This is a genomic window from Pseudomonas sp. P5_A12, assembly GCF_056400685.1.
Genome location: NZ_JBFUKU010000014.1, coordinates 1 through 16,754, shown reverse-complemented (window position 1 = coordinate 16,754; position 16,754 = coordinate 1). Strand labels below are relative to the sequence as shown.

At 59.3% G+C, this 16,754-nt stretch carries 15 protein-coding genes and 1 tRNA gene; 11 read left to right on the top strand and 5 right to left on the bottom strand.

Annotated elements, in window-relative coordinates; translation table 11 throughout:
• The first annotated feature begins 34 nt into the window (after window positions 1–34).
• From arcA to AC1DSG_RS03770, 11 genes are all read left to right on the top strand, one after another.
• On the top strand, window positions 35–1,291 hold the full coding sequence (gene arcA, locus AC1DSG_RS03820) for an arginine deiminase (protein WP_477789667.1): 1,257 nt from the start codon (window positions 35–37) through the stop codon (window positions 1,289–1,291).
• Between the two features lie 81 nt (window positions 1,292–1,372).
• Window positions 1,373–2,383 carry an ornithine carbamoyltransferase gene (locus AC1DSG_RS03815; protein ID WP_477789666.1) on the top strand — a complete coding sequence of 337 codons (1,011 nt, stop codon included), beginning with the start codon at window positions 1,373–1,375 and terminating at the stop codon, window positions 2,381–2,383.
• Window positions 2,384–2,537: 154 nt separating this feature from the next.
• On the top strand, window positions 2,538–3,467 hold the full coding sequence (gene arcC / locus AC1DSG_RS03810) for a carbamate kinase (protein ID WP_477789665.1): 930 nt from the start codon (window positions 2,538–2,540) through the stop codon (window positions 3,465–3,467).
• A gap of 12 nt (window positions 3,468–3,479) precedes the next feature.
• A complete protein-coding gene (locus AC1DSG_RS03805; protein ID WP_007949426.1) occupies window positions 3,480–3,842 on the top strand; it encodes a DUF5064 family protein in 363 nt (120 codons plus the stop codon).
• Window positions 3,843–4,043: 201 nt separating this feature from the next.
• On the top strand, window positions 4,044–5,552 hold the full coding sequence (locus tag AC1DSG_RS03800; RefSeq protein ID WP_477789664.1) for a sigma-54-dependent transcriptional regulator: 1,509 nt from the start codon (window positions 4,044–4,046) through the stop codon (window positions 5,550–5,552).
• A gap of 440 nt (window positions 5,553–5,992) precedes the next feature.
• The gene (gene gcvH / locus AC1DSG_RS03795; RefSeq protein WP_477789663.1) at window positions 5,993–6,376 is read left to right on the top strand and encodes a glycine cleavage system protein GcvH; all 384 of its coding nucleotides are present in this window, start codon (window positions 5,993–5,995) and stop codon (window positions 6,374–6,376) included.
• 11 nt (window positions 6,377–6,387) lie between these two features.
• Window positions 6,388–9,240: an aminomethyl-transferring glycine dehydrogenase gene (gene gcvP, locus AC1DSG_RS03790; RefSeq protein ID WP_477789662.1), complete on the top strand. Its 2,853-nt coding sequence runs from the start codon at window positions 6,388–6,390 to the stop codon at window positions 9,238–9,240.
• A gap of 106 nt (window positions 9,241–9,346) precedes the next feature.
• A complete protein-coding gene (locus AC1DSG_RS03785; RefSeq protein ID WP_477789661.1) occupies window positions 9,347–10,723 on the top strand; it encodes an L-serine ammonia-lyase in 1,377 nt (458 codons plus the stop codon).
• Window positions 10,724–10,761: 38 nt separating this feature from the next.
• Window positions 10,762–11,886, top strand: a complete 1,125-nt coding sequence (gene gcvT / locus AC1DSG_RS03780) for a glycine cleavage system aminomethyltransferase GcvT (RefSeq protein WP_477789660.1) — start codon at window positions 10,762–10,764, stop codon at window positions 11,884–11,886.
• A gap of 404 nt (window positions 11,887–12,290) precedes the next feature.
• Window positions 12,291–12,503: a cold-shock protein gene (locus AC1DSG_RS03775; protein WP_003175786.1), complete on the top strand. Its 213-nt coding sequence runs from the start codon at window positions 12,291–12,293 to the stop codon at window positions 12,501–12,503.
• Between the two features lie 96 nt (window positions 12,504–12,599).
• Window positions 12,600–13,088: an RDD family protein gene (locus AC1DSG_RS03770; protein WP_477789659.1), complete on the top strand. Its 489-nt coding sequence runs from the start codon at window positions 12,600–12,602 to the stop codon at window positions 13,086–13,088.
• 134 nt (window positions 13,089–13,222) lie between these two features.
• Here AC1DSG_RS03770 and nadA read toward each other — a convergent pair whose 3' ends face one another.
• The 5 genes from nadA to ybgF form a co-directional block, all read right to left on the bottom strand.
• Complete coding sequence (gene nadA, locus AC1DSG_RS03765) at window positions 13,223–14,281, bottom strand: quinolinate synthase NadA (RefSeq protein WP_477789658.1); 1,059 nt, start codon at window positions 14,279–14,281, stop codon at window positions 13,223–13,225.
• A 273-nt stretch (window positions 14,282–14,554) separates the two neighbouring features.
• Window positions 14,555–14,630: transfer RNA gene (locus tag AC1DSG_RS03760), tRNA-Lys, on the bottom strand.
• 63 nt (window positions 14,631–14,693) lie between these two features.
• Window positions 14,694–15,386 carry a 7-cyano-7-deazaguanine synthase QueC gene (queC, locus tag AC1DSG_RS03755; protein WP_477789657.1) on the bottom strand — a complete coding sequence of 231 codons (693 nt, stop codon included), beginning with the start codon at window positions 15,384–15,386 and terminating at the stop codon, window positions 14,694–14,696.
• Between the two features lies 1 nt (window position 15,387).
• Window positions 15,388–16,035 carry a 7-carboxy-7-deazaguanine synthase QueE gene (queE, locus tag AC1DSG_RS03750; protein WP_477789656.1) on the bottom strand — a complete coding sequence of 216 codons (648 nt, stop codon included), beginning with the start codon at window positions 16,033–16,035 and terminating at the stop codon, window positions 15,388–15,390.
• A 167-nt stretch (window positions 16,036–16,202) separates the two neighbouring features.
• The coding region (gene ybgF, locus AC1DSG_RS03745) for a tol-pal system protein YbgF (protein WP_477789655.1) at window positions 16,203–16,754 on the bottom strand (552 nt) is incomplete at its 5' end.

The window sequence follows — 16,754 nt, the reverse complement described above, 5'->3', positions numbered from 1 at the left end:
ACCTGAATAATTTGTCATCTGGAGGATCACTGTAATGACCACGGAAAAAGTTAAGCTCGGTGTACATTCCGAAGCCGGCAAACTGCGCAAAGTCATGGTTTGCTCCCCCGGCCTGGCTCACCAGCGGCTGACCCCGAACAACTGTGACGAACTGCTGTTTGATGATGTGCTGTGGGTCGCCCAAGCCAAGCGTGACCATTTCGACTTCGTCACCAAGATGCGCGAACGCAACATCGACGTGCTGGAAATGCACAACCTGCTGACCGACATCGTCGCCATCCCGGCAGCGCTGGACTGGATTCTGGAGCGCAAGATCACCCCCAACTCGGTGGGTCTGGGCCTGATCAATGAAACCAACTCGTGGCTGCGTAGCCTGGAGCCGCGCAAAATCGCCGAGTTCCTGATCGGCGGTGTCTCCGCCGATGACCTGCCGGACAGTTTCGGCGGCAAAACCATCGAGATGTTTCGCGACTTCCTCGGCCACTCCAGCTTCATTCTGCCGCCACTGCCCAACACCCAGTTCACCCGCGACACCACTTGCTGGATCTACGGTGGCGTGACCCTGAACCCGATGTACTGGCCGGCACGCCGTCAGGAAACCCTACTGACCACTGCCATTTACAAATTCCATCCGGAATTCACCAACGCCGACTTCGAGATCTGGTACGGCGATCCGGATCAGGAACACGGCAGCTCCACCCTCGAAGGTGGCGACGTGATGCCAATCGGTAACGGCGTGGTGCTGATCGGCATGGGCGAACGTTCGTCCCGTCAGGCCATTGGCCTACTGGCGCAGAACCTGTTCAAAAACAAAGCGGTCGAAAAAGTCATCGTCGCCGGCCTGCCGAAGTCCCGCGCTGCGATGCACCTGGACACTGTCTTCAGCTTCTGTGACCGCGATCTGGTCACCGTTTTCCCTGAAGTCGTCAACCAGATTGTCGCCTTCACCCTGCGTCCGGACGAGAAGAAACCGGGCGGCATCGACATCCGACGCGAAGAAACCACCTTCCTCGACACGGTGGCCAAGGCCCTCAACCTGAAAGAATTGCGGGTGGTGGAAACCGGCGGCAACAGCTTCGCTGCCGAACGCGAACAATGGGACGACGGCAACAACGTGGTGGCCATGGAGCCAGGTGTGGTCATCGGTTATGACCGCAACACCTACACCAACACCCTGCTGCGCAAGGCGGGTATCGAAGTCATCACCATCAGCGCCGGCGAACTGGGGCGTGGACGTGGCGGCGGTCACTGCATGACCTGCCCGATCATTCGCGACCCTATCGACTACTAACCTTTGAGCCCTGGCCGCTGCTGCCCTCTACACGAAGGCATGCGCGGCCAGGGGGATAACCGACACCTAAGGAGATCCATCATGGCTTTCAACATTCACAACCGCAATTTGCTGAGCCYGGAACACCACACCCCTCGCGAATTGCGTTATCTGCTCGACCTGTCCCGCGACCTCAAGCGCGCCAAGTACACCGGCACCGAGCAGCAGCACCTCAAAGGCAACAACATCGCGCTGATCTTCGAAAAAACCTCGACCCGCACCCGTTGCGCTTTCGAAGTCGCTGCCTATGACCAAGGCGCCAACGTCACCTACATCGACCCGAACTCTTCGCAGATCGGCCACAAAGAAAGCATGAAGGACACCGCCCGTGTGCTGGGGCGCATGTACGACGCCATCGAGTACCGTGGCTTCAAGCAGGAAATTGTCGAGGAACTGGCCAAGTTTGCCGGCGTGCCCGTGTTCAACGGCCTGACCGATGAGTATCACCCAACCCAAATGATCGCCGACGTACTGACCATGCGTGAGAACGCCGACAAGCCTATCCACGAAATCAGCTACGTCTACCTGGGCGATGCCCGTAACAACATGGGTAACTCGCTGCTGCTGATCGGCGCCAAGCTGGGCATGGACGTGCGCATCTGCGCCCCGAAAGCGCTGTGGCCGCTCGACGATCTGGTTGCGCGCTGCAAGCAATACGCAGAAGAAAGCGGCGCCCGCATCACCCTGACCGAAGACCCGAAAGCCGCGGTCAAAGGCGTGGACTTCATCCATACCGACGTTTGGGTTTCGATGGGCGAACCGGTCGAAGCCTGGGCCGAACGTATCCAGCAACTGCTGCCTTATCAGGTCAAYGCCGAACTGATGAAAGCCACCGGCAACCCGCGCACCAAGTTCATGCACTGCCTGCCGGCCTTCCACAACAGTGACACCAAAATCGGCAAACAGATTGCCGAGCAGTACCCGAACCTGAAGAACGGCATCGAAGTGACCGATGACGTGTTCGAGTCGCCGGCCTGCATCGCCTTCGAGCAAGCGGAAAACCGCATGCACACCATCAAGGCGATCCTGGTGTCGACCCTGGCTGACCTCTAAAGAACGGAGCCCGATCAATGTAGGAGCGAGCCTGCTCGCGAAAGCGATCTGCCAGTCACCCTGGATGTCGACTGACACACCGCATTCGCGAGCAGGCTCGCTCCCACAGGGGACCGAGTTACCTGCTTACATCTCCTCTAAGAAGGACTGCATTATGCGTATCGTCGTTGCTCTGGGCGGTAACGCCCTGCTCCGCCGTGGTGAACCCATGACCGCGGACAACCAGCGCGCCAACATCCGGATCGCCACCGAACAAATTGCCAAGGTCCATGCCGGTAACCAACTGGTGATCGCCCACGGCAATGGTCCGCAGGTCGGCCTGTTGTCGCTGCAAGCCGCGGCCTACACCTCGGTTTCCCCTTACCCGCTGGACGTGCTTGGTGCCGAAACCGAAGGCATGATCGGCTACATCATCGAACAGGAACTGGGTAACCTGCTGGACTTCGAAGTACCCTTCGCCACCCTGCTCACCCAAGTTGAAGTCGACCCCAACGACCCGGCGTTCCAGAACCCCACCAAACCGATCGGCCCGGTGTACACCAAGGACGAAGCGGAAAAACTTGCCGCCGAGAAAGGCTGGGCGATTGCACCGGACGGGGACAAATATCGTCGCGTGGTGGCCAGCCCCAGGCCGAAACGCATTTTCGAAATCCGCCCGATCAAATGGCTGCTGGAAAAAAGCAGCATCGTGATCTGCGCCGGCGGTGGCGGCATCCCGACCATGTACACGTCTCCAGGCGTACTGGAAGGTGTCGAAGCGGTCATCGATAAAGACCTGTGCTCGGCGCTGCTGGCCGAACAACTTGAAGCCGATCTGCTGGTGATCGCCACCGACGTCAGTGCCGCCTTCATCGATTACGGCAAGCCGACTCAGAAAGCCATCGGCCAGGCTCACCCGGATGAAATGGAAAAACTCGGCTTCGCCGCAGGCTCCATGGGACCGAAGGTTCAGGCCGCCTGCGAGTTCGCTCGCCACACTGGAAAAGTCGCGGTAATCGGTTCACTCTCAGACATCGAAGCGATCGTCCAGGGCACGGCCGGTACGCGCATCAGCACGGCAGCACCTGGCATTACTTACTTATAAGGAAAGACGTCTATGGCACAGTTTGAGCCTGGTCACTTGCACATCGAGCGTCATGCGTTGACCAAGGATGATGTTAGCTACAACGTGCACCTCGACTACAAGGTCGCGCAGGATCCCAAGAAAGGCAAAGGGATCGAGTTCACCCTGCATGGCAGCATGCAGGGAAAGGACGTGAAAGAGACCTTCTTCCTGCCCAAGGAAGAGGCCTACAACTTTGCCAACAACGTGACAAAAATCGCCGAGAAGTACGGCATTCCAAAGACACACAGCCAGATCGGCTCGGTCCACAAGCATTACGATCTGATGTTTAAAGATATCCGGGAGAAACTGGATATGAAGTCCGGTGACCCGGTGAATATCGAACACTTCGAATAACCCACGGACCCTGTGGGAGCGGGCTTGCTCGCGAAAGCGGTCTGACAGTCGACATCGATAGCGACTGACACGCCGCCTTCGCAGGCAAGCCAGCTCCTACAGGGGTTCGGTGTAGTCCTGTATTCCTGTGCAGGATTTCAACATTCGCCCGCCCCAAGGCATACTTGCGCCCCTCCGCACCTCAGAATCAAAAACCGCCCCATGCGTATCCACGTCAGCTTCATCGACCGCGTCGGCATTACCCAGGAAGTCCTGGCCTTGCTCGGTGGGCGCAATCTCAATCTGGATGCGGTGGAAATGGTCCCGCCCAACGTTTACATCGACGCCCCGACCCTGAGCCCGCAAGTCCTCGAAGAGCTGCGCGATGCGCTGTTCAGCGTGCGTGGCGTGCAAGCGGTGACGGTGGTCGACATCCTTCCCGGCCAGCGCCGACACCTGCAACTCGACGCATTGCTCGCGGCCATGACCGACCCGGTACTGGCGCTGGACAGTGCCGGCAAAGTGTTGCTGGCCAACCCGGCACTGATTGCGTTGTACGGCCGTGAACCGGCCGGTGAAAGCATCGCCGAGCTGTTTGCCGACCCGGCGCTACTCGACGCCCTGCTTGAACACGGCTTTCGCTTGCCGCTGCGGGAAATCACGGTCAACGGTCAGACGTTGCTGCTGGACGCCACGCCGATCACCGACGCGGGCGCCCTGCTGACCTTGTACCAACCCAACCGCATCGGTGAACGCCTCTCGGCGCTGCACCATGACCACGCCGAAGGATTCGATGCGCTGCTCGGCGAGTCACCGGTCATCCGCACCCTCAAGGCTCGCGCCCAACGGGTCGCAGCCCTTGATGCGCCGCTGCTGATTCAGGGCGAAACCGGCACCGGGAAAGAACTGGTGGCGCGGGCCTGCCATGCCATCAGCGCTCGGCACAATTCGCCATTTCTTGCCTTGAACTGCGCGGCATTGCCAGAGAACCTCGCCGAAAGCGAACTGTTCGGCTACGCCCCCGGCGCCTTCACCGGGGCGCAACGCGGCGGCAAACCGGGGCTGATGGAACTGGCCAACCAGGGCACGGTGTTTCTCGATGAGATCGGTGAGATGTCGCCGTACTTGCAGGCGAAACTGCTGCGGTTCCTCAATGACGGCAGCTTCCGCCGAGTCGGTGGTGATCGTGAGGTGAAGGTCAATGTGCGGATCCTCAGCGCCACCCACCGCGATCTGGAAAAAATGGTCAGCGAAGGCAGCTTCCGCGAAGACCTGTTTTATCGCCTCAATGTGCTCAACGTTGAAGTCCCGCCGCTGCGCGAACGTGGCCAGGACATTCTGTTGCTCGCCCGCTACTTCATGCAGCAGGCCTGCGCGCAAATCCAGCGCCCGGTCTGTCGCCTGGCACCGGGCACCTACCCGGCGCTGCTGGGTAATCGCTGGCCGGGCAATGTGCGGCAATTGCAGAATGTGATCTTCCGCGCCGCGGCCATTTGCGAAAGCACCCTGGTCGACATCGGCGACCTCGACATCGCCGGCACTTCCGTGGCACGCCAAAGCGACAGCGACGTCGACAGCCTGGAACAGGCGATGGAAGAGTTCGAGAAAACCCTGCTGGAAAAACTCTACGTCAGCTACCCCTCGACCCGCCAACTGGCCAGCCGCCTGCAAACGTCCCACACGGCGATTGCCCATCGGTTGCGCAAGTACGGCATACCTAACAAGCCCTGAAATCCCCAGACACCACAGTACCCCTGTGGGAGCCAGCCTGCTGGCGATGGGGCCATGTCAGTCGACATCTTTATCGCCTGTAATACCGCAATCGCCAGCAGGCTGGCTCCCACAGGTTTTGTGTTGTGCCGGGAAATCCTGCTCAAAAACGACCCCCACCCGTACTGAAAGCGCTACAGCGGAACGATATCGCTACACCCCTCTTCAATCACGGCTGTACAAGGCTTTGATCCACCTCGGCTTTCTTCCCCGCCCCTGCCCGTATCGATTTCGCTACAGTGCACACGTTTCACCCGCCCACAAAACCCAATAAAACATTGATTAATAAGGACAAAACAAACATTGGCCGCGTTCTTGCTATGTAGTCCGTCATAACAGAGCTTTTTGCCCACGCATTCAATAGCGTCCACCAGACGAGTCTGGCCCCCTTAGGAGTTCCCATGAGCGAGTTGCGTTTTACTGAAGATCACGAATGGCTGCGCACCGAAGCTGACGGCAGCGTTACTGTCGGCATCACCGCTTTCGCACAGAACGCTTTGGGCGACGTGGTTTTCGTACAGCTGCCTGAGCTGCAGTCCTACGAAAAAGGCGCTGAAGCCGCCACCGTGGAATCGGTAAAAGCCGCCAGCGGCGTCTACATGCCACTGGACGGTGAAGTGCTGGAAGTCAACCCGGCACTCGACAGCAGCCCTGAACTGGTCAACGAAGATCCGCTGGGCGAAGGCTGGTTCTTCCGCTTCCAGCCAAGCGACGCCTTGGCGGTCGCCAAACTGCTGGACCAGGACGCCTACGACCGTCTGATCAAAGCCAACGCCGAAGCCTGAGGAGCGCTGACATGACCCAAGTGAATCTGACCACCGCCAACGAATTCATCGCCCGTCACATCGGCCCGCGTGCCGGCGACGAGCAAGCCATGCTCAACAGCCTCGGCTTCGACTCGCTGGAAGCCCTGAGCGCCAGCGTGATCCCGGACAGCATCAAAGGCACCAGCGTCCTGGGCCTGGAAGACGGTTTGAGCGAAGCCGAGGCCCTGGCTTCGATCAAAGCCATCGCCGGTAAAAACCAGCTGTTCAAGACCTTCATTGGTCAGGGCTACTACGGCACCCACACGCCGTCACCGATCCTGCGCAACCTGCTGGAAAACCCGGCCTGGTACACCGCCTACACCCCGTACCAGCCGGAAATCTCCCAGGGCCGTCTCGAAGCGCTGCTGAACTTCCAGACCCTGATCAGCGACCTGACCGGCCTGCCGATCGCCAACGCCTCCTTGCTCGACGAAGCCACCGCTGCTGCCGAAGCCATGACCTTCTGCAAACGCCTGAGCAAGAACAAGGGCAGCCACGCCTTCTTCGCCTCCGTGCATTGCCACCCGCAAACCCTCGACGTGCTGCGCACCCGTGCCGAGCCGTTGGGCATCGACGTCGTGGTCGGCGACGAGCTCGAACTGACTGACGTGACGCCGTTCTTCGGCGCCCTGCTGCAATACCCGGCCAGCAACGGTGACGTATTCGATTACCGCGAACTGACTGAACGCTTCCACGCCGCCAACGCCCTGGTAGCCGTGGCCGCTGACCTGCTGGCCCTGACCGTGCTGACGCCTCCGGGCGAATTCGGTGCCGACGTGGCCATCGGCAGCGCCCAACGCTTCGGCGTACCGCTGGGCTTCGGTGGCCCGCACGCTGCGTACTTCTCTACCAAAGATGCGTTCAAGCGCGACATGCCTGGCCGTCTGGTCGGTGTCTCGGTAGATCGTTTCGGCAAGCCGGCCCTGCGCCTGGCCATGCAAACCCGCGAGCAACACATCCGTCGCGAGAAGGCCACGAGCAACATCTGCACCGCCCAAGTGCTGTTGGCCAACATCGCCAGCATGTACGCCGTGTACCACGGTCCGAAAGGACTGACCCAGATCGCCAACCGCGTGCATCACCTGACCGCCATTCTGGCCAAAGGCTTGAGCGCACTGGGCCTGACCGTCGAGCAAGCCAGCTTCTTCGACACCCTGACCCTGAACACCGGCGCCAACACCGCCAAGCTGCACGAGCAGGCACGCGCCCAGCGCATCAACCTGCGTGTAGTCGACGCTGAACGCCTGGGTGTGTCCCTCGACGAAACCACCACCCAGGCCGACGTCGAAACCCTGTGGAGCGTGCTGGCTGACGGCAAAGCCCTGCCAGATTTCGCTGCCCTTGCCGCTTCGGTGGTCAGCGCCATTCCGGCCGCACTGGTTCGTCAATCGCCGATCCTCAGCCACCCGGTGTTCAACCGTTATCACTCGGAAACCGAGCTGATGCGCTACCTGCGCAAGCTGGCCGACAAGGACCTGGCGCTGGACCGCACCATGATCCCGCTGGGTTCGTGCACCATGAAACTCAACGCCGCCAGCGAAATGATCCCGGTGACCTGGGCTGAATTCGGTGCCCTGCACCCTTTCGCCCCGGCCGAGCAAAGCGCTGGCTACCAGCAACTGACTGACGAACTGGAAGCGATGCTCTGCGCCGCTACTGGCTACGACTCGATCTCGCTGCAACCGAACGCTGGTTCACAAGGTGAATACGCTGGCCTGCTGGCGATTCGCGCCTATCACCAGAGCCGTGGCGAAGACCGCCGCGACATCTGCCTGATCCCGTCGTCCGCCCACGGCACCAACCCGGCTACCGCCAACATGGCCGGCATGCGTGTGGTCGTGACCGCTTGCGATGCCCGCGGCAACGTCGACATCGAAGACCTGCGCGCCAAGGCCATCGAGCACCGCGAACACCTCGCCGCGCTGATGATCACCTACCCGTCGACCCACGGCGTATTCGAAGAAGGCATCCGCGAAATCTGCGGCATCATTCATGACAACGGCGGCCAGGTGTACATCGACGGCGCCAACATGAACGCGATGGTCGGCCTCTGCGCACCGGGCAAGTTCGGCGGCGACGTGTCGCACTTGAACCTGCACAAAACTTTCTGCATCCCGCACGGCGGTGGCGGCCCGGGCGTCGGCCCGATTGGCGTGAAATCGCACCTGACCCCATTCCTGCCGGGCCACGCCCAGATGGAACGCAAGGAAGGCGCCGTTTGCGCAGCACCGTTCGGCAGCGCAAGCATTCTGCCGATCACCTGGATGTACATTCGCATGATGGGCGGTGCAGGCCTCAAGCGCGCTTCGCAGCTGGCGATCCTCAACGCCAACTACATTTCCCGTCGCCTCGAAGAGCACTACCCAGTGCTGTACACCGGCAGCAACGGCCTGGTGGCGCACGAATGCATCCTCGACCTGCGTCCACTGAAAGACAGCAGCGGCATCAGTGTCGATGACGTCGCCAAGCGCCTGATCGATTTCGGCTTCCACGCCCCGACCATGTCGTTCCCGGTCGCCGGCACGCTGATGATCGAGCCGACCGAAAGCGAATCCAAGGAAGAACTGGACCGCTTCTGCGACGCCATGATCCGCATCCGCGAAGAAATCCGCGCGGTGGAAAACGGCACGCTGGACAAGGACGACAACCCGCTGAAAAACGCTCCGCACACCGCTGCGGAAATCGTCGGCGAGTGGACGCATCCGTACAGCCGTGAGCAAGCGGTGTACCCGGTTGCATCGTTGATCGAAGGCAAATACTGGCCACCGGTCGGTCGCGTCGACAACGTGTTTGGCGATCGCAACCTGATCTGCGCCTGCCCGTCGATCGAAAGCTACGCTTAAGAAAAGCAGCTTTAAGTTTCAAGCTTCAAGCTGCAAGAAAGAGCGCATCTGCTTTTAACTTGTGGCTTGTGGCTTGCTGCTTGCCGCTGCGCCACCGGAGCTTCACATGTCGTTAAGCGTGTTCGACCTGTTCAAGATTGGCATCGGCCCCTCCTCCTCCCACACCGTCGGTCCGATGCGCGCAGCCGCGCGTTTCGCCGAAGGTTTGCGCCGTGAAGGGCTGCTGACAGCCACCACCTGCGCCAAAGTCGAGCTCTACGGCTCGCTCGGCGCCACTGGCAAGGGGCACGGCAGCGACAAGGCTGTGTTGCTCGGACTGGAAGGTGAACACCCGGACACCGTGAATACCGAAACCGTMGCCGCCCGTCTGCAAGACATCCGCGGCAACGGACGCTTGAACCTGCTCGGCGAACACAGCATTGCGTTCAATGAGAAAGAACACCTGGCGATGATTCGCAAACCGTTGGCCTATCACCCCAACGGCATGATCTTTCGCGCATTCGACGCCGCCGGCCTGCAGATCCGCAGCCGCGAGTACTACTCGGTTGGCGGTGGTTTTGTGGTCGACGAAGACGCCGCCGGCGCCGACCGCATTGTCGAAGACGCCACACCGCTGACCTTCCCGTTCAAAAGCGCCAAGGATCTGCTCAGTCATTGCACCACCTACGGTCTGTCCATCAGCCAGGTCATGCTGACCAACGAAAGCGCCTGGCGTCCGGAAGCGGAAACCCGCGCCGGCCTGCTGAAGATCTGGCAAGTGATGCAAGACTGCGTCGATGCCGGTTGCCGCAAAGAAGGCATTCTGCCCGGCGGGTTGAAGGTCAAGCGTCGCGCCGCAGCCCTGCATCGACAACTGTGCAAAAACCCGGAATCGTCGTTGCGCGATCCGCTGTCGGTGCTGGATTGGGTCAACTTGTACGCGCTGGCAGTCAACGAAGAAAACGCCAACGGCGGACGCGTCGTGACCGCACCCACAAACGGTGCGGCAGGCATTGTCCCGGCTGTGTTGCATTACTACATGCGCTTTATCCCTGGCGCGACCGAAGACGGCGTCGTGCGCTTTCTGCTGACCGCGGCGGCCATTGGCATTCTCTATAAAGAAAACGCCTCGATTTCTGGTGCCGAAGTCGGGTGCCAAGGCGAGGTCGGCGTGGCCTGTTCCATGGCGGCCGGCGCCTTGTGCGAGGTCCTTGGCGGCACCGTGCAGCAAGTGGAAAACGCCGCGGAAATTGGCATGGAACACAACCTCGGCCTGACCTGTGATCCGATTGGCGGGCTGGTGCAAGTGCCTTGCATCGAGCGCAACGCCATGGGCTCGGTGAAGGCGATCAACGCGGTACGCATGGCCCTGCGCGGCGACGGTCAGCACTTCGTCTCCCTCGACAAGGTCATCCGCACCATGCGCCAGACCGGCGCCGACATGAAAAGTAAATACAAGGAAACCGCCCGTGGCGGTTTGGCGGTCAACATTATCGAGTGCTGATGCTCACGCGCATTTGCACACTTTTTCAGGAGCTGAATATGTCCACCGAACAATTGCTGAAAACCCCGTTGCACGCCCTGCACATCGAACTCGGTGCGCGCATGGTGCCCTTCGCCGGCTATGACATGCCCGTGCAATACCCGCTCGGCGTGATGAAAGAACACCAGCACACCCGTGATCAGGCCGGGTTGTTCGATGTTTCGCACATGGGCCAGATCCGCCTGACCGGCGCCAATGCCGCCAAGGCCCTGGAAACCCTGGTGCCGGTGGACATCATCGACCTGCCGGTGGGCATGCAGCGCTACGCGATGTTCACCAATGAAACCGGTGGCATCCTCGACGACCTGATGGTCGCCAACCTCGGTAACGACGAACTGTTCCTGGTGGTCAACGCGGCCTGCAAGGATCAGGACCTGGCGCACCTGCGCAAGCACATCGGCGACGAATGCACCATCGAACCCTTGTTCGAAGAACGCGCGCTGCTGGCCCTGCAAGGCCCGGCCGCGGTCAGCGTGCTCGCGCGCCTGGCACCCGAAGTGACGAAGATGACCTTCATGCAGTTCGCCCGCGTGAAACTGCTGGGCGTTGACTGCTTTGTCAGCCGTTCGGGGTACACCGGTGAAGACGGTTTCGAAATCTCGGTACCGGCCGCCAACGCTGAAGCCCTTGCCCGTTCGCTGCTGGCTGAAGTTGAAGTTGAGGCCATCGGACTCGGCGCTCGCGACTCGCTGCGTCTGGAAGCCGGCCTGTGCCTCTATGGCCATGATATGAACACCGACACCAGCCCCATCGAAGCCAGCCTGCTGTGGGCCATCTCCAAGCCTCGTCGTGCCGATGGCGCGCGGGCTGGCGGCTTCCCAGGCGCTGAAACCGTGTTCGCGCAGCAACAAGGTGGCGTCAGCCGCAAGCGCGTCGGCCTGCTGCCCCAGGAACGCACGCCAGTGCGTGAAGGCGCGGAAATCGTCAACGAAGCCGGCGATATCATCGGTACTGTTTGCAGCGGTGGCTTCGGCCCGACGCTCGGCGCCCCATTGGCCATGGGTTATGTCGACAGCGCCTATATCGCTATCGATACCCCCGTATGGGCGATTGTCCGTGGGAAAAAGGTGCCTTTGCTTGTAAGCAAAATGCCATTTGTTCCACAACGCTACTATCGCGGCTGATTGACTGTTTCTATAAGTAACGCGGTTGTGTTAACAATGCACTAATGTGTAACGCAACCGCCATAAAATAGTGCGCATCATTAGCTGTAAGCTTCGTTTATGAACGCGGCTTATAACGTTCGAAAACAATTGAACAGCAACAAAGAATAAGAACACATTAGTGGATCGACTAGTGCCCTCAACCTGAGCAAAACCGGGCCTCTGACGGGGCTTGTTTTTTCTCCCGTAGTTGGCGTAGAGTTTGTCCACTGTGTTTGCAAGGGTCGCTTGGAATCGTGACCTGGGCAGTAGCCTACAAGTTAGCTACATCCCGTTCGACGTCTTCTTACTCTCCTGCAACCAGCCCCAGTACTCTTTCATGAGAAGGAGACTGTCATTAATTTTAGCGTCAAAGGAAATAAGAAATGTCCCAACGTCAGAGCGGTACCGTCAAGTGGTTTAACGACGAGAAAGGTTTTGGTTTTATCACTCCTGAAAGCGGTCCGGATCTGTTCGTGCATTTCCGTGCCATCCAGGGCAACGGCTTCAAGAGCCTGAAAGAAGGCCAGAAAGTGACTTTCGTTGCTGTGCAAGGCCAGAAAGGCATGCAGGCTGACGAAGTACAAGCAGAAGCCTAATCTTCTGTAACGAAAAAGCCCCTGATGCTGACATCAGGGGCTTTTTTGTGCGCGTAAATCCGTAAAATGGCTTCTTTTTTATGACCAGAGGCTGCCATGTCGAAACACCTGCTCAACCCCCAGGGCGACTTTCCCGCCGTCACCCTGGGTCGTCGCCTGGCAGCGATGTTCTATGACTTCCTGTTGTGTACCGCCCTGCTGATCGTCACCAGCGGCCTATACAAGATGATCCAGATGGCGATCCTCGGCGAAGACAAAATGCGCACCCTCACCGAAGCCGGCGCGCTGGACGGTGATCCACTGCTCTCAACCGTGCTGCTGTTTGTGCTGTTCGGCTTCTTCGCCAAGTTCTGGACCTGGTCGGGCCAGACCCTTGGCATGCAGGTGTGGTGCATCCGCGTACAGAACGCCGATGGCTCGTCCATCAGCCTGTGGCAGGCGCTGTTGCGGTTTGTGGTGTCGATTGCGTCTTGGCTATGCCTGGGGTTGGGATTCTTCTGGTCACTGTTCGACAAGCAGAAGCGCAGCTGGCATGACATGTACTCGAACACGCAGTTGGTGCGCATCCCGAAGAAAACCAAGTAAGTTCGCACTGCAAAAACCACTGTGGGAGCGAGCCTGCTCGCGATAGCGTTCTGTCAGTCACATCTGTGCTGACTGAAACACTGCTATCGCCGGCAAGCCGGTCTCGCTCCCACAGTTTTTTGTTTTTGCGGAACTCAGGCGTTGCCGGCCAGTTTCATCCGCGCGGCCTGAGTGAAGTCGAGCATGCGCTTCAACGGCCGAATCGCTTGAGGGATCAACGCTGGATCAACAAAAATCTCATTCGTCCCCTCTTTCAAGCTCTTGAGCGTGCGCTCAAGGGTATTCATCGCCATCCACGGGCAGTGCGCACAACTACGGCACGCGGCACCGTTACCGGCCGTTGGCGCCTCGATGAAGACCTTGTCCGGACACAGCTGCTGCATTTTGTAGAAAATACCGCGATCAGTGGCGACGATCAGCGTTTTGTTCGGCAACCTCTGGGCCGCTGCGATCAGCTGACTGGTGGAGCCGACGGCATCCGCCAACTCGATCACCGCGGTTGGCGACTCTGGGTGCACCAGAATTGCAGCATCCGGGTACAGCGCCTTCATGTCTTCAAGCTGCTTGGACTTGAATTCTTCGTGAACGATGCAGGCACCGTCCCACAGCAGCATGTCTGCACCGGTCTGGCGCTGAATGTAGGTGCCCAGGTGTTTGTCCGGACCCCAGATGATGGTCTCGCCGTTATCCATCAGGCTTTCGACGATCTCCAGCGCACAGCTGGACGTCACCACCCAATCCGCTCGCGCTTTGACCGCCGCCGAGGTATTGGCATACACCACTACCGTGCGTTCAGGGTGCTGATCGCAAAACGCCGAAAACTCATCTACCGGGCAACCCAGGTCCAGCGAGCAGGTCGCCTCGAGGGTTGGCATCAGCACGCGCTTTTCAGGGTTGAGGATTTTTGCGGTTTCGCCCATGAACTTCACCCCGGCGACCACCACGGTCTTGGCCGGGTGTGCATTGCCGAAGCGGGCCATCTCCAGCGAGTCGGAGACGCAACCACCGGTTTCTTCGGCCAGGGCCTGAATCACCGGATCGCAATAGAAGTGGGCAACCAGCACCGCGTCCTGAGCTTTGAGCTCGGCGGCGATGGCGGTACGGTAATAGGCTTCTTCCTCGGCGGTCAGCGGCTTGGGCTGCTTGGCGTCGAGGTGAGCCTGAACTAGAAGGCGTTCGGAAATCTGCGTCATGTTCGCAAGACCTGCAGGCGCATTTGCGCGAAAGTCGAGTATACACCCGGCTCCGGACCSTTCAGGGTACCGCCGGGAGAGTGAGTATTCATCAGGCACGGACAGCRTTGAAGCYGCGCAAGGCTACAGAATATCCCGCGGATGCAAAAGATGATTCTGGTCTGCGTCACGCGGTGCAGCCCAGAACCTGGGCGACCTTAAATCGCGGGCAAAAAAAAATCCGGAAATCCTCACTTGCGTGGGCCTTCCAGACTTTTAAAACTGCTACAAAAATGGTGGGTCGTGTGGGATTCGAACCTACGACCAATTGGTTAAAAGCCAACTGCTCTACCAACTGAGCTAACGACCCGCTGTGTGGTGGCGCGTATAATACTGATTTTTAAGGACTATTCAACACCTAATTTGAAATAAATCAAAAATAAGGTGTTGGGTCACTGATTCCGGCCGCCGCAAAGCCTTCTGCACGCAGTCGGCAGCTATCGCATTTGCCGCACGCACGGCCGTTATCGTCGGCCTGATAGCAGGAAACCGTCAGTCCGTAATTGACCCCAAGCTTCACGCCCGCCTCGACGATCTGCGTCTTGCTCAGGTTCTGCAGAGGTGCCTGGATACGGAAACCATTGCCCTCTACACCGGCCTTGGTGGCGAGATTAGCCATGCGCTCGAAGGACTCGATGAATTCGGGACGGCAGTCCGGGTAACCGGAGTAATCCACCGCGTTGACACCGATAAAGATGTCACGCGCACCGAGCACTTCTGCCCAGCCCAACGCCAGCGACAGGAATACCGTGTTGCGCGCCGGCACATAAGTGACTGGAATGCCCTCCCCCAACTCCTCCGGAATGTCGATACTTCTGTCGGTCAGTGCCGAGCCGCCCATACCGTTCAGGTTGAGGCCGATCACCWTGTGCTCGACCACACCCAGGTCTCGGGCGACGCGCTCAGCGGCGTGCAACTCGGCATGAGAGCGCTGACCATAATCGAAGCTCATGGTGTAGCAGCTGTAACCTTCGGCGCGAGCCATGGCCACGACTGTCGCCGAGTCCAGGCCACCGGAAAGCAGGATGACTGCACGTTTTTCAGCTGTGTTCAGTTGTTCCGTCATTTCAGCGCCCCGGCTCGTCATTCCAAAGATATTTATGCAGCTGCAATTGCAGACGCACTGGCAGGTTGTCAGCCACTACCCAATCCGCCAGGTCCCGAGCATTCAGGTCATGGTGACTGGGCGAGAACAGGACTTCACCGGCGCGACGATCAAGACCGTACTGGATCAGCTTGGACACAGCCCAGTCATAGTCTTCCCGCGAGCAGATGACAAACTTCACCTGATCGTTAGACGTGAGCAGCTCGATATTTTCGTAGCGGTTGCGGTGTGCTTCCTTCGAACCCGGGGTTTTCAGGTCGACAACGCGACTGACCCGAGAATCTACTGCCGAGATATCGATCGAACCACTGGTTTCCAGTGACACTTCGTAACCGGCGTCGCACAACTGCTTGAGCAATGGGATGGCGTTAGGTTGGGCCAGCGGTTCGCCACCGGTGACACACACATAACGCGGGCGGAAACCGGCCACTTGCTCGAGGATGTCGTCGAGCGGGCGAATGGTGCCGCCAGTGAACGCGTAGGCGCTGTCGCAGTATTGGCAACGCAATGGGCAACCGGTGAGGCGCACAAATACTGTGGGCAGCCCGGCAGTCCGCGTTTCACCCTGCAACGAGTAAAAAACTTCGGTAATTCTCAATGTGTCTTGCATAGTCGCCACGGGCATAACAGCTAAACAGGCTGTCCGCCTCCGTCAGGCACTTCAAGGAACCCCGCCACCGCGCAGATCCCAAAAAGCGTGTTTCATAAAAAGGGGGTGAATTCTAACGAAAAAACCCGCGATAAGCGCGGGTTTCTTCAAAACAGGGCCTGACAGCCTTACATGCGCTGCAAGTCTCGTTGGGCCAACTGAGCAGCGGAAGTGCCCGGGTATTGCGACACAACCTGCTGCAGAATGCCTTTGACCTTGTCAGTGTGACCGAGGCGGCGTTCTACATCAGCCAGTTTGTACAGCGAGTCAGGCACTTTTGGGTGCTTGGGGTACAGTTGCGAAACCTTGGCAAACGCCTGACCCGCGCCTTGCAGATCGCCTTTGGCCAGGTTCACTTCGCCCAGCCAGTACTGAGCATTGCCCGCGTATTGGCTGCTCGGGTATTTGCGCAGGAAGGCAGCAAAAGCCTGGCTGGCCTTGTCGAAATCCTTGGCTTTGATCAGGTCGAAAGCTGCGTCGTAATACAGCTTTTCCTTCGCCGGATCAGCCGGTTCGCTACCTGCGGCAGGTGCATGAGCGGCAGCCGCTCCTGCACTTGCGCCAGCAGCTGCTGCACCGGGGGCGTTCAAATCACCACCGGTGGAAGAATTTTCAGGAGTCGCGGCAGGTGCAACGCCGGTTCCTATGCGCCGATCAAGATCCTGATATCGCTCCAGGTT